This is a genomic window from Psychrobacter nivimaris (genome assembly GCF_904846365.1).
Taxonomy (GTDB): Bacteria; Pseudomonadota; Gammaproteobacteria; order Pseudomonadales; family Moraxellaceae; genus Psychrobacter; species Psychrobacter nivimaris_B.
Genome location: NZ_CAJHAL010000014.1, coordinates 22,364 through 35,462, shown reverse-complemented (window position 1 = coordinate 35,462; position 13,099 = coordinate 22,364). Strand labels below are relative to the sequence as shown.

Annotated in this window: 13 protein-coding genes; 5 read left to right on the top strand and 8 right to left on the bottom strand. The window is 43.4% G+C overall.

The window, feature by feature from the left end; all coding sequences use genetic code 11:
- Positions 1-100: 100 nt before the first annotated feature.
- Positions 101-499 carry a DUF4377 domain-containing protein gene (locus tag JMX63_RS07375; protein ID WP_101204449.1) on the top strand — a complete coding sequence of 133 codons (399 nt, stop codon included), beginning with the start codon at positions 101-103 and terminating at the stop codon, positions 497-499.
- Between the two features lie 116 nt (positions 500-615).
- On the opposite strand, the gene JMX63_RS07370 is transcribed toward JMX63_RS07375, so the two are convergent.
- Positions 616-2,052, bottom strand: coding sequence for an L-serine ammonia-lyase (locus JMX63_RS07370; protein ID WP_227673284.1), 1,437 nt, complete (start codon positions 2,050-2,052; stop codon positions 616-618).
- Between the two features lie 519 nt (positions 2,053-2,571).
- Here JMX63_RS07370 and JMX63_RS07365 point away from each other — a divergent pair.
- The gene (locus tag JMX63_RS07365; RefSeq protein WP_102092484.1) at positions 2,572-3,996 is read left to right on the top strand and encodes a solute carrier family 23 protein; all 1,425 of its coding nucleotides are present in this window, start codon (positions 2,572-2,574) and stop codon (positions 3,994-3,996) included.
- Positions 3,997-4,126: 130 nt separating this feature from the next.
- Here the strand turns inward: JMX63_RS07365 and JMX63_RS07360 are convergent, their stop codons facing one another.
- The 3 genes from JMX63_RS07360 to JMX63_RS07355 form a co-directional block, all read right to left on the bottom strand.
- Positions 4,127-4,669: an IS630 family transposase gene (locus JMX63_RS07360; RefSeq protein WP_265089095.1), complete on the bottom strand. Its 543-nt coding sequence runs from the start codon at positions 4,667-4,669 to the stop codon at positions 4,127-4,129.
- Complete coding sequence (locus JMX63_RS14495; RefSeq protein ID WP_101204408.1) at positions 4,620-4,970, bottom strand: IS630 transposase-related protein; 351 nt, start codon at positions 4,968-4,970, stop codon at positions 4,620-4,622. The genes JMX63_RS07360 and JMX63_RS14495 overlap by 50 nt, the downstream gene beginning before the upstream one ends.
- Before the next feature lie 85 nt (positions 4,971-5,055).
- On the bottom strand, positions 5,056-5,988 hold the full coding sequence (locus tag JMX63_RS07355; protein ID WP_201571805.1) for a DMT family transporter: 933 nt from the start codon (positions 5,986-5,988) through the stop codon (positions 5,056-5,058).
- A 479-nt stretch (positions 5,989-6,467) separates the two neighbouring features.
- On the opposite strand from JMX63_RS07355, the gene JMX63_RS07350 reads away from it, so the two are divergent.
- On the top strand, positions 6,468-7,484 hold the full coding sequence (locus tag JMX63_RS07350) for a WG repeat-containing protein (protein ID WP_201571803.1): 1,017 nt from the start codon (positions 6,468-6,470) through the stop codon (positions 7,482-7,484).
- A 17-nt stretch (positions 7,485-7,501) separates the two neighbouring features.
- Here JMX63_RS07350 and JMX63_RS07345 read toward each other — a convergent pair whose 3' ends face one another.
- Positions 7,502-8,551: an alpha/beta fold hydrolase gene (locus JMX63_RS07345; RefSeq protein ID WP_057759800.1), complete on the bottom strand. Its 1,050-nt coding sequence runs from the start codon at positions 8,549-8,551 to the stop codon at positions 7,502-7,504.
- A gap of 27 nt (positions 8,552-8,578) precedes the next feature.
- Positions 8,579-8,743, bottom strand: coding sequence for a rubredoxin (locus JMX63_RS07340; RefSeq protein WP_057759803.1), 165 nt, complete (start codon positions 8,741-8,743; stop codon positions 8,579-8,581).
- Between the two features lie 365 nt (positions 8,744-9,108).
- On the opposite strand from JMX63_RS07340, the gene JMX63_RS07335 reads away from it, so the two are divergent.
- Positions 9,109-9,675, top strand: coding sequence for an adenine phosphoribosyltransferase (locus JMX63_RS07335; protein ID WP_201571801.1), 567 nt, complete (start codon positions 9,109-9,111; stop codon positions 9,673-9,675).
- A gap of 151 nt (positions 9,676-9,826) precedes the next feature.
- Here the strand turns inward: JMX63_RS07335 and JMX63_RS07330 are convergent, their stop codons facing one another.
- The gene (locus JMX63_RS07330) at positions 9,827-10,294 is read right to left on the bottom strand and encodes a hypothetical protein (protein ID WP_201571799.1); all 468 of its coding nucleotides are present in this window, start codon (positions 10,292-10,294) and stop codon (positions 9,827-9,829) included.
- A 110-nt stretch (positions 10,295-10,404) separates the two neighbouring features.
- Positions 10,405-11,349 (bottom strand): transaldolase, encoded by a 945-nt coding sequence (locus JMX63_RS07325; RefSeq protein WP_201571798.1) that lies wholly within the window; start codon positions 11,347-11,349, stop codon positions 10,405-10,407.
- Between the two features lie 458 nt (positions 11,350-11,807).
- On the opposite strand from JMX63_RS07325, the gene pheA reads away from it, so the two are divergent.
- Positions 11,808-12,980 carry a prephenate dehydratase gene (gene pheA / locus JMX63_RS07320; RefSeq protein WP_201571797.1) on the top strand — a complete coding sequence of 391 codons (1,173 nt, stop codon included), beginning with the start codon at positions 11,808-11,810 and terminating at the stop codon, positions 12,978-12,980.
- Positions 12,981-13,099: the final 119 nt, after the last annotated feature.

Sequence of the window (13,099 nt, the reverse complement as noted above, 5' to 3'; positions counted from 1 at the left end):
AGTTTATCTAAGTAGCAATGAATTATTAGCTAAATCAATAAATAAGCCAGTAACTAAGCTATCAATAAAGAATCAATAACAATTATCTGAGGATTGAATAATGAAGAAATTAGCACTTGCAGCATTGATGACGACTTTTGCCCTTTCTGGTTGCTCTACGATGAGTATGGATGATGAGCGCACGATGGTTGTTGAAGGACAACCTATGAATGTAAAAGTAGTTAATATTCCAAGTTTTGAAGTGGAAATTGCACCGCGTAAAGCAGTATGTGACTTAACTGCTACTGATGGCAGCATGGTTGAATCACAGTGCTTGCAGTATCGCCAAACCTATCAGAAAAACTACACAACGCTAAACGGTAATATTCAGGGCTTTACCTATGAGCCGAACTATCGTTATGTCCTAGATGTACGCCAAGAAGCAGTAACAGCAGAAGGCTCAAACGTAGTGCAGCCAGTATGGATTCTAAACGAAGTGGTATCAAAAACTGCTGAATAATATTGATAGCAATATATAGACGATAAAGCAGTTATACATGACAAAAAAGGCCTCTAATTCGTTAGAGGCCTTTTTGTTGTTTCTATTGTCAGTAAATTATTTCTCGAGAAGTTAACCTAGCACTGACTATAATTAACACTGACACCGCGCGTTGCCGTAGGGATTCTATTGTCAGCATAAATCGCCAGACCGCCTCGTGCTGTTTCTTTATACTTATCAGACATATCAGCTCCTGTTTGCTTCATCGTCTCTATCGCTTTATCTAAAGAGACGAAGTGCTGACCATTGCCTCTACAGGCTAAGCGTGCTGCATTGATTGCCTTGACTGCGCCCATCGCATTACGCTCGATACAAGGCACTTGTACCAGTCCGCCAATAGGATCACAAGTAAGACCTAGATTGTGCTCAATGCCAATCTCTGCTGCATTTAGGCATTTAGCTGGCGTGCCATTCATGATTTCTGCCAGTGCAGAGCCTGCCATTGCACACGCAGAACCAACCTCACCTTGGCAACCGACTTCAGCACCAGAGATTGAAGCATTTTGTTTGATAAGGCTACCGATAGCAGTGGCGTTTAGCAAAAATTTACGAACGCCATCTTGGCTGTAGTTGGGCAAAAAGTCACGATAGTAATGCAGTACGGCAGGAATGATACCTGCTGCGCCATTGGTTGGAGCAGTGACTACTTTGCCGCCATTTGCGTTTTCTTCGTTAACGGCGAGCGCGTACAAATCGACCCAGTCCATAGCGGCTAACTTATCAGTCTTGGTTATCGGTTGGTCTTTTTCAGCGCACAGCTGCGTGTGCAAATCTTGGGCACGGCGTTTTACATCTAATCCACCCGGTAGGATACCGCCATTTTCACAGCCTTGTTTGACGCAGTCTTGCATGACTTCCCAAATGCTATCTAGATAAGCAAATACTTCTTCTTTGGCATGGAAGTGACATTCGTTTGCTAGTACCAATTCGCTGATGCTCAAGTCATGCTCACGACATTGCTCTAGTAGCTCTGCTGCGTTATTGAACGGGTAGGGAACTCTATTGATGGTCGGGCTGGCATGATCTTCGTCTGGGTTAGTTGCATCTTCTTCATTGATGACAAAACCGCCACCGACTGAATAGTAAGTCTGCTGATAGCGAATGCCTTCAGTTGAGATAGCACGTAGCGTCAATGCATTAGGATGATAAGGCAGCACAGTATCGTCATACCAGTAGATGTCTTGCTCTGTATCAAAAGCAATCGTATGCGTGCCTGATACATTGAGAATCTTGTCAGAGAAGATAGGAGATAGGTAGCTGCTGGTCATGCGTGTGTCTATCGTGCTAGGCGTATGTCCAAGCAGTCCTAACAAGATAGCGGTATCTGTTGCATGGCCTTTTCCGGTCGCTGCCAAAGAGCCATACAGTTCAATCTCAATGGTCTTAACCGCAGTCAGTTCCATCTGCTCAGTTAGCGAGGTCAAAAATAAGTTTGCAGCGACCATCGGTCCGACTGTATGCGAACTGGATGGGCCGATGCCGATTTTAAATAAATCAAAAACACTGATCATAATAAGTCACCAAAAATTTTAAGCGCTTTAGCCTATTTTATCTATGGCATTGGGCGCTTTTGTGAAAAATATAATAGACAGCCGTCGCTCCTAGTCACCATTGATAGGTGGGCGCGAGACACTATTTATGAAGGTTATAAGGTAAATGAGCACTGAGGGCAATCGAATAATAACTTTTATTTATTTTGAAACTCCGTTATCATGCTCGCAGTCAACAACTATGTAACATCCTGTAAGTTGGTTATCATCGTAAAATAAGACGGATTAAAAAAGACTAAATTTTTCAGTCAGACATATCCGTATTCATACATCTAGCAAGATATGGCTATCATACCAAATAATACTTTTGGTTTGTCATATTACAACATAAATGAATGAATTAGGATGACATATTATAGATAGAAAGACTTAACGTTTTGCTATTTATACAAGCCCTTAGAAATATATCCATTTATTAATATACTTATTTTATCAGTTATTCTAGCCTATTACTTTAGCTTAGCTCACATAGGACAAGCGCGCATGCCATCTCAAAAAGACCCTTCATCAGCGTCAGACAATAGCGCTCAAGATCTATCGACTCAAAATGCCTTGGAGTCTGCAGGCATTGATTCAGCCGCTATCAATTATCCGCACAATCCAGATTTTGAAAATGGCCGTTGGTTTCCGACATGGCGTCCTTATAAGGGTGACTTGGATCGTGATCCAGTCGGTATCAACGACTATTTACCTCCGTCAAAAAGCGTATTGCTCGGTATACAGCATACGTTTGCCATGTTTGGTGCAACTGTGCTTGCACCTTTATTGATGGGGTTTGATCCTAACTTAGCTATCTTGATGTCCGGTATCTGTACAGTAATGTTCTTTATGATTACCGGTGGGCGTATGCCGAGCTACTTGGGATCAAGCTTTGCTTTCATTGGTCCCGTCATCGCGGTGACCGCTTATGCAGGCGCAGGGTTCAATGACAATCTAAATGTTGCGCTAGGCGGTATTATGGCCTGCGGTATTATTTATGCATTGATTGGTCTGCTAGTGATGAAGACAGGTACAGGTTGGATTGAGCGTTTGATGCCGCCTATCGTGACGGGTGCGATTGTCATGATTATCGGTCTTAACTTGGCGCCAGTGACCATTCAAGGCGTGTCTGCCAATCAGTTTGATGCTTGGATGGCTACCTTGACCGTACTGCTCATTAGTGGTGTTGCAGTATTTACTCGCGGTATGTTGCGTCGTCTGTTGCTACTCGTCGGTCTGGTTCTGTCGTACGTTGCTTATTTTGTCATGACCAATATTCTAGGCTTTGGTACAGCGATTGATTTTAGTACAGTAGCTGCCGCTTCATGGTTTGGACTACCAAGCATTCATACGCCGCGCTTTGAGATGAGCGCTATTATCCTAATTGCACCTGTGGCTTTTATTTTGGTGGCTGAAAACCTAGGGCACTTTAAGGCAGTAGAGGGCATGACCAAGGCTCGTGTGACGCCTTATATGGGCCGAGCATTTTTGGCGGACGGTTTGGCCACGACTTTTTCGGCAGGATTTGGTGGTACAGGTGTCACTACTTACGCTGAAAACATCGGTGTCATGGCGGTTACCAAAGTGTATAGCACGACGATATTTGTCGTAGCAGGATTGGTTGCTATCATATTGGGACTGTCACCAAAGTTTGGTGCGATCATTCAGACCATACCAGCAGCTCTGTTGGGCGGTGCTTCTATTGTTGTCTTTGGTCTTATCACGGTTGCTGGGATAAAAATATGGATCGATAGCCATATTGATTTTAGTAAAAACAGCAACTTGATCATCGCAGCAGTGACGGTCATTATGGGTACCGGTAACTTTAGCTTGCACTTAGGCGGCTTTGATTTAGGCGGTATCGGTACTGCTACTTTAGCCGCTATCGTGTTGAATGCTTTGTTTAACCAAAGCTCTGAAGCGAAATAAGTAATACTGATGAGATTGAAGTTTGAGCTTATCAAATAAAGATAGTCAAAGCATATCTCATCTAACAAAAAGCGCCCATGCTACCGATAGCATGGGCGCTTTTTTATGGCAGTGTTGAGCAACAGTATAGTTAAGTCTTTATAAAATCGATACAGCCCATATCACGAAACAGTTTAGGTAGATTATTCTCCATCCATCCTTGGCGTAGAAACTTAGCCTGTGCCCATTTTTTCTCGATAGGGTTTAGATCAGGGCTGTACGGCGGCAGCCATAAAATACGATGACCATGTCTATTAAGTAGCTTTTGAATACGCTTACTCTTATGAAATCGAGCATTATCCATGACAATCACGCATTTAGTTTTAAGACTTGGGATTAGCGTGTATTTGCACCAGTGGTAGAATATGCTGCTGTTAATATTGTGTTCAAAGTAATCAAGCGCAAATAGCATTTTTTCATAGAGAGCTCCGATGACATTCGTACGTCTCGAAGCTTGCCAGTTGTAGCTATCGATACAGGGTTTACCAATCGGTGCATAGCCATGAGAACGAATGGTTTCAGCCTCAAAGCCGCTTTCATCCATATAGACAATGGGATAGCCTTGCTGCGTAAAGCGATCAAGCCTACTCTGGAATATCGCTCTTTTTATCGGACACGCTTTTGGATGTTCCAAGGTCTTTTTTTTGACTGATACCAAGACGCTTTAAAGCATTAAAGATGCCCGTTTTACTACAGTTCAAGCGACGAGCTCTTTCATAGTTATAATCATCTGGGTATCTTTTTACGTCTTCAATCAATGCGTCATCAGGTATTTTAGTCGGTGCTTTATTTCTGGTTGTTTTAGGCGCTAATTTCTTCTGCCAGCTGTGAATGGTGCTGGTGCTAAGTCCATAAAATAGCGCAGCTTCTCGTATGGTCATACCATCAGTGATGCTAGAAAGTACCTGTTTGCGATAGTCTATTGAATAAGTCATCGTTTATTTCATTAAATGCAATTGTTAATAGGGTTGTATCGGTTTTATTTGGATTAGACTATAGTATAGAACAACAGTATCGGAACTATTTATAATCTCGCTTATAAAATCTTGAAAAAAATCGATAGCGGCGAAGGGCGCGTGGCTTTGGCTTCAATGAGCCTAAGTAAATAGCAAACATCGTTAATAGTGCACCACTCCACTGTAAAGTGTTAATCGGCTTGTCCAGCCAGCTATAGTCAATGACAAGGGCTGCAATAGGTTCAGTCAATAATAGCAGTCCAGTCAGTGCTAGAGATAGTTTAGGAATAGAGTAGGCAATCAATCCCCATGCTAAGCACTGCATCACCGTACCATAGATAAGCACCCAGCCAATCTCAGACCATGTATTGGGTAGGATATTATCTGTGTCAAATACAAACATCGGTATAATCATGGCTAAGACGCCGCCGATACTGATCAGCTGCATTAGCATAAATATAGGCGTCGGTTCAGTGTCATGCGTTTTGCGGATAAAGGTCATCGAAGCCGCTAGCATGGCACCAGATACAATCCCAGTGACAAAGCCCCAAGTCGCAGCGGTATTGTGTGCAAATTCAGGACTACCTATCATCGCCACGCCTATCATGGCTAAAAACAAACTAATAAGCTGCACGATAGACTGACGCTCATTAAAATACAAAAACCCAATCGCAGCCAAGAAAAATATTTGCAGACTATTAAGCAGCGTCGAAATACCAGGCCCAACCGCATAAATACTCTCATGCCACAGCGCCAAATCTAATCCTAGAAATGCTCCCGATAGTAGCGCATAAAAAACGGCCCGTCTTGATTTGGGCGTTCGTTGGCCCATTATCTTAGCCAATACCGCAAATACAATACCAGAAACAGCCAATCGCCAAAACGACATGGCCCAACCACCAATATCGACGTGAGCGACAATTAAGCTGCCCAACCCAAAAATGATACAACCAATGACTAAGCCAATAGGTGCAGATCGCGTTGAAGCAATAGCCATAATTTGTCCTTATAACAGTATTTGAATAACAGCACTCTTATTATCATTGCATCATGTCAGAACTTATGTTGACACAAAGCCATATTGTCGTGGTTTTCAGTGCAAAATGAAATGGCAAAACCACAATTTATTACGGTGAATACAGATACTCTCGCTATGCGGAGGATTATTGGGCACGTTAGACGCAAATAAATAATCAAAGTATTTGATATAGCTACGTTTTTCACAAGAGTCTTATGACAGTTGGGTAATAGTATTTATATCAAAATATTTGTATCAGGGTGACGATTCGTAGGAGTATAAAAGCGCATGATGTATACAAGTGATATTTTTGTAGAGATGGTTTGTAGGGATAATATGTGTGTAGCACTTTAAGCGCCATTATTGCTGCAACACATGTATAGTAGATTGACGATATAATGTACTTAACGTCTGATTTGTTATACCAAACAATCTATATTATTTGTCTAGGTTTATTTATGCTTCAACGATTGCTATCAAAAAAACAGCCACATACATTGTCTGGCTTGCTACCAAAAATATCGCAATACAGTGTCGTCGTGACGATGCTATCTAGCGCATTGTTTTTGATGCCTAGCGCACATGCCGCCAGCTGTAAAAGCCCAAAAAGTTATTACAAAAACGTCTCCTGCACGGCTAGTAGCAGTTACTTTTTGGCGATCAAAGATTTTGGTGCGCCAGTGGCGTTAATCGATAAAAAAGGCAAACGAGTCGTTGATTTATCGCGTTATCAAAAAGTCGATGCCGATAAACTGTCAGGTGGACTGTTGCCTGTACTGCGTAACAGTCGCGTCGGTTATCTCAATATGCAGGGCCGCGAAGTCGTGCCTGCCATGTACGATATATTGACAGAGAGTCAAGGTTGGGCGCGGCCTGTATCGGATGGGCGTATCGTGGTAAAAAAAGAGGGTAACTATGGTGTGATTAACACAGCCAATAGTACCGTTGTCTCATTTTCTGCAGCGATTGATGATATCGATAATTATCGTAATGGAGTAGCGCGTGTGCGTAAAGGTCGTGCAACCAGTTGGGTGGATAAAAACGGCAATGCGGCGAGTGATCCGAATGCCCAGAATAACACTCAGGCAGTGAATAAACCTACTTCTTCTAACGAAAAATCTAGCACAGCATTACAGTCTGCACCGGCGCGTTTTACGACACTTCAATCGCGTCAGCAAGATGGTAAATGGGGTTTCGTCGATGACAATAATGTCACGATGATTACGTACTCATTTGATGAAGTGCGTCCGTTTTCTGAGGAATATGCTGGCGTGCGTATCGGTGAAGAGTGGGGCTTTGTCAATTTAGGCGGTGAGCTGGTGATTCCTTTTCGCTTTGCTAATAGTGGTGTGAACGCTAACGATAGCTATCAGGGCAAACCATCCTTTGTATTTACAGGTGGTAAGGCGTGGATTGGTAACCTAAAGAATGGGAATAAAATGTGTATAGATAAGGAAGGGGCTGGTGTCGCTTGACATTGATGTTTTTAAAGCTAGTTGCTCGATAAATGATTACTGATTAAGTCAACCATATAAGGCTGATAATACTCTGGAATATCGTGTGCCATGCCTTCGATGAGATGGAACGTAGCATTAGGAATGGTCTTGGCAACCACTCGGCCCTGTGAGGCAGGCAGGAGTCCATCAGCGCTACCATGTAATACAATCGTTGGTGCTTTGACTTGCTTACTAAATCGGCTGATAGAGCCTGATGCCAAGATAGCATTGAGCTGCTGTACTGTACCAAGCGGGTGGAAGTTGCGCTGATAGCGAATCTTAGCGATTTCACGGACCATACGCACATTCACATGACCTGGTGTACCAACGGTCTTCATAAACCAAACACTATGACGCACGATATCACGCTCAGAGTGGCTCTCTGGACGATTGATAAGGGTATATAGCTGTTTGGGCTTTGGCGGCTTCAAAAACGCACGATTGGTCGTGGTAAACATAAGCGCCATTCGCTGCACTAAGCTTGGATAACGTGCCGCCACAATTTGTGCAATCATACCGCCCATCGAAGCCCCAAGCAGATGTGTCTTGCCAAGCTTGAGTGCTTTAATTAGACGTGCGGTGTCTTCAGCCATGTCTGTCAAGTTATAAGCAACCTGTGTGCTTTTGTTAGACAGCCCTGTTTGTAGGCGTACCATCATTTTAAGCTGGCTAATACGCGGCAAACCTTCTATCTGCACTTTAGAAGACAAGCCGATATCACGATTATCAAAACGAATCACAAAAAAACCAGCATCGATAAAGCGCTTAATAAAATTGTCTGGCCAAAATATCATTTGTGAGCCTAGCCCCATGATCATCAGCAGCGGCGGATTGTTGGGGTTACCGCCAGCTTCGACACACAACTCAATACCATCACCGATGTCAATCATTGCTTGACGAAGGTGCTTACTCAAGTCAGAGTCGCGCCATTGATGCTCCCCAAACTTGCGCCACTCAGGAGTAGGGTAGTTATTCAGATGATCTTCTAGATTGTTATCTAGCGTTTCAGGCAATTTGGCACTATTGATGTCATTTGATTTTGTCATGAAGTGTCCTAATTAGAGGGTCATCTACTACAGCTCAAGCATCTCAAAATCAAGCTTACCGACACCGCACTCAGGGCAAGTCCAGTCATCAGGGATGTCTTCCCACTTAGTGCCAGGTGCGATACCTTCTTCTGGGCAGCCAAGCGCCTCATCATATATCCAGCCGCAGACAATACATTCATAACGTTTCATAAATAGTCCTATCGATCATTACCAGTATTACAGTTACAGCGTGCTATAAACGCTCATTTTTAATATTACAGCTATTATATTAGACTGCAAAAACGCACGTAGTTTAGCATATAACCGCAATTTTCATAGTTAAGTTTACACTTGTATATTGAGATGACTTTTCTTTTATCAAGTCAATCACATATGTGACCTTATTAGTGCTTAATAACAAGACTGGACGCCAGCCCGCCATACGAAAACCAATTATGCTATAATAATCGCCGCTAAATTCACAGTAATGCTTAGCATTTATCGCTGATATATCATCCAGTTGTTGTCTTATCTAAACTAACTAAACCATCTAAATACATAAGCTAAGGGTCATCATGAGTACCAATGCCGCCGCCACATCCGCCACCAACAATGAGACGTCTCATGTGCTCAATACTGACCATCCGTTTTGGCAGATTATTCGCACAGTACCAGACTTTCCAAAAGCTGGCATTGATTTTTATGACATTACCCCGTTACTGCGCAGTCATATTGACGCTGTTATCGATGCGCTGCTTGCTGCATTACCAGAAGGGCTTATGGACGAGATAGATTGTCTGGGTGCAGTAGAAGCGCGTGGCTTTGTATTTGCTAGTATGCTGGCAGGCCGTCTGGGCAAAGGCATGATCTTGCTGCGTAAGCCAGGTAAGCTGCCGCCACCGGTTGCCAACAAAGCCTATGCACTGGAGTATGGTAAAGACACGCTTGAGATGCAAAACAATCTACCGCCTGAGCGCGTACTATTGGTTGATGATATCTTAGCGACTGGTGGTACGTTGACCACTGCCTACGAGCTGTGTCAATCAGCTGACCATACTGTGGTCGGTGCGCTAGTGTTACTGGACTTGGTCGACTTGCATGGCGAGTTCCCAGTACCTGTTTATACGGTACTAAAAGCTTAAAATGAATGACGGCTTCTTTGACTACTAGGCACGTCGTATTGTCGATATAGTTAAACGATTCTCCAAATAAAAAAGCGCCCTGATACTATGTCAGGGCGCTTTTTTTGATGCTGTATTAATGTTTTTTAGTATTGTGTTAAGTAGGCTGTGTTTATTGCTCTTCGTCTTGTTCGTAGTCCTTACAAGACTGCTCTATCACCGTACGACCGACTGTCTTTGGTGTGGTAACTTTAAAGTCTTTTGTGGTCAATATTGGTTTTTCTGACTGCCATGATTTGGTTGCTTTGCCTTCAGCATCGTAGTTAACGAAGGCTCGTCTATAGTAACTGGCGTCTTTACATGAAATGAGTAGTTGTTGCTCACTATGGTCAATATTGCTTTTTTCTTCCTTCTGGTCATCCGACTTGGTGTCTGTGTCTTTAGGATAGGTTCTAAGGATAGATACTGTGATATTTTCGACGTCTTTTTCATCTATGATACTGATGTCAGAGCTTTCAATAGAATCCAAATCTATACTAAAAATTGATCCAGAGCTGCTCTCGGACACCTCTACCCAGTTGACTGCCTGGGCGCTGATCGCTAAAGCACTGCCTGCCAATAATATTGATAGCCGTTTCATATAAGCCTTGCTTCTTGTCATTTGAAGTAGGTAATGATAGCCAACTTACTATTAGTAGGCAAATATCTTTTGTGCCAGCCCAGTATCCGTCGTGCTCTGTCGTGTGGCTGTTATTGTCCGCGAATGGCTGCCAATGTCTTTGCCAGCTCGTCACGCGCCCCGATAAAACCGTCAATTCCCTTAGGTAACAAGTCCTGCGTAACCTTGTCTTGCTGATACGCAGCACTAAATTCTTCATGTGTTAAGCTTACTTGAGTCATCGCCTTCATATCCATCGACATACTCGGAGACAGTTGGCGAGTTACCTCGGTATCCATGGCTGCCAATTCATCAATGAGGTTGGGAGCTATCGTCAACAAGTCACAACCTGCCAATGCCAAAATTTGCTCGGTAGAGCGGAAACTAGCGCCCATTACTTGCGTCTCGTAACCGTGCTGTTTGTAATATTGATAAATGAGCTTGACTGACTGTACGCCCATGTCATCAGAAGCCGGTACGTTTTGACGGCTTTGCTGGCGTTTTTGCCAATCTAGAATACGGCCAACGAAAGGTGATATCAGGGTCACGCCAGCATCTGCACAGGCAATCGCTTGATGTTGTCCAAACAGTAGGGTCAGGTTACAGTGGATATTTTGAGTCTCAAGATAGCGCGCCGCCTCGATACCTTGCCAAGTTGCCGCCATTTTGATCAATACTCGCTCTGAATCGACGCCTGCTTTTTGATAAGCATCAATAAAGGCCAGTGCCTTATCTATCGTCGCTTGAGTATCATAAGATAAGCGAGCGTCCACTTCAGTAGAGACTCGGCCTTCGATCAGCTCTAAGATATCGCAGCCAACCTGAATGGTCAGCGCATCGATCACGGCATCCACGTCACCATTGTGACGACTCATGGTCTCTGACAGCATACCTTGGTTGTCAGGATGAATCAGAGCCTTGGTAATAAGGCTTGGGTTGGTGGTTGCATCGATAGGTTTTAAACGGGCAATAGCGGCAAGGTCACCAGTATCAGCAACAATCGTGGTCATAGTGCGTAGCTGTTGTAATGCGCTCATCAGGTATCCTTTTTTTATTAATCACATGATGCTCCTCTTATATATAACAGGGTAGGGAGCTGAACTGGAACTGTAACACAGTTTTGGACAGGTGTTGCCTCATAGTTATGCTATGCGTCGCTGTTATCTGGCTCAGCTGTGCTAATATTAATAACAGTTGGTATATTTATACGCATTTACGCATGGGCACTGACCTTAGTTTTTGCTATAGTAGAGCCGGATATGTATCAAGCTGCTGTATTTGGCAGTAAATATAGCATTAACGCCAAATGGCACTAGCAATATAAGGTGTTTTTGATAGACTGTTTTGAGGTTGGTTTTGAACATAGTTTCTATCATCAGCCTTTAATTGAAAACAGAAAATAGTCAGATTTGGCAATAGAGCTAACCTACGTCATAGCAATATTTAAATAATAGTAATATCTAACAGCGATAAAATCTAAAAAGGATGGGCGGTAATGAACGAGCAGTCACCAGAGCAAACAATGGATAATCTAAATCAAACCACTACAGGCGCTAGCGATACCGCAACTGAAAAAGAGTTTTTAGACAATATTCGCCAAAATATTGACGCAGTAGACTGTGAGATCCAAACGTTAATCAACAACCGTGCAAAGTTGGCTCAGCAAGTAGCCATGGTAAAGAAAAATCATACCGCTGCTGATGACAATAGCAATCCTATCTTTTACCGCCCTGAGCGTGAAGCACAGGTACTAAAAGCTGTCATGGAGCGTAATGCAGGTCCAATCGCTGATGAGAAAATGGCGCGTTTATTCCGTGAAATCATGTCAGTATGCTTGGATTTAGAAGCGCCGCAGCGTATTGCCTTCTTGGGCCCTGTCGGTACCTTTACGCATGCCGCTGCCCTCAAGCACTTTGGTAAAGCCGCTGATACTGTGCCGATGACAACCATTACTGATGTGTTCCGCGAAGTCGAAGCGGGGACAGCGATGTATGGCGTGGTTCCTGTCGAGAACTCTTCAGAAGGCGTCGTCAACCATACTCTAGATGGCTTCTTATCTTCTACCTTAAAGATCATAGGTGAAGTTGAGCTGCCAATTCATCAAAACTTCTTGGTTGCTGAGCATACCAAGATTGATGGCTTGAGCCGTATTTATTCGCATCAGCAGTCGCTTGCTCAGTGCCGTCATTGGCTAGATGTAAACTTCCCTAATGTTGAACGCGTTGCTGTATCAAGCAATGGTGAAGCCGCTCGCCGCCTCAAAAACGAATGGCATTCAGCTGCGATTGCAGGTGACGTTGCTGTTGCAGAGTATGGCTTGCATAAGCTCTACTCAAATATCGAAGACAATCCAAGCAACACCACACGCTTCCTTATCATCGGTCATGAGGCGATTGCGCCATCTGGGCAAGACAAAACTTCGATCGTCGTCTCCGCTCACGATAAAGCAGGCGCACTGATCGAAATCTTGAAACCTTTGTCATACCATGACGTATCGATGACTAGCATTGAGACACGTCCTGAGCGTCCTAACAAGTGGGCATACGTATTCTTTATCGATATGAATGGTCACGTTAATGATCCAAACGTTAGCGCTGCCATCAATGATATTCGTCCATTGGTCAAAGATTTGCGCATATTAGGCTCATATCCAAAAGCTGTCCTATAGAAGACTACCTATAGACAACTATAGGCTTACTCACAGGTATTCATACATAATAGATGGGTCTTAGCTTTTACAGATAGTATTCAAAAAAAGCATTTACAGACACCATCTAAGGATAAACC

What these genes read in the sequence shown, in the direction of transcription:
- JMX63_RS07375 (WP_101204449.1), top strand. Translation starts at nt 101, where the DNA reads ATGAAGAAATTAGCACTTGCAGCATTGATGACGACTTTTGCCCTTTCT.
- JMX63_RS07365 (WP_102092484.1), top strand. Translation starts at nt 2,572, where the DNA reads ATGCCATCTCAAAAAGACCCTTCATCAGCGTCAGACAATAGCGCTCAA.
- JMX63_RS14495 (WP_101204408.1), bottom strand. Translation starts at nt 4,970, where the DNA reads ATGACTTATTCAATAGACTATCGCAAACAGGTACTTTCTAGCATCACT.
- JMX63_RS07355 (WP_201571805.1), bottom strand. Translation starts at nt 5,988, where the DNA reads ATGGCTATTGCTTCAACGCGATCTGCACCTATTGGCTTAGTCATTGGT.
- JMX63_RS07350 (WP_201571803.1), top strand. Translation starts at nt 6,468, where the DNA reads ATGCTTCAACGATTGCTATCAAAAAAACAGCCACATACATTGTCTGGC.
- JMX63_RS07345 (WP_057759800.1), bottom strand. Translation starts at nt 8,551, where the DNA reads ATGACAAAATCAAATGACATCAATAGTGCCAAATTGCCTGAAACGCTA.
- JMX63_RS07340 (WP_057759803.1), bottom strand. Translation starts at nt 8,743, where the DNA reads ATGAAACGTTATGAATGTATTGTCTGCGGCTGGATATATGATGAGGCG.
- JMX63_RS07335 (WP_201571801.1), top strand. Translation starts at nt 9,109, where the DNA reads ATGAGTACCAATGCCGCCGCCACATCCGCCACCAACAATGAGACGTCT.
- JMX63_RS07330 (WP_201571799.1), bottom strand. Translation starts at nt 10,294, where the DNA reads ATGAAACGGCTATCAATATTATTGGCAGGCAGTGCTTTAGCGATCAGC.
- JMX63_RS07325 (WP_201571798.1), bottom strand. Translation starts at nt 11,349, where the DNA reads ATGAGCGCATTACAACAGCTACGCACTATGACCACGATTGTTGCTGAT.
- pheA (WP_201571797.1), top strand. Translation starts at nt 11,808, where the DNA reads ATGAACGAGCAGTCACCAGAGCAAACAATGGATAATCTAAATCAAACC.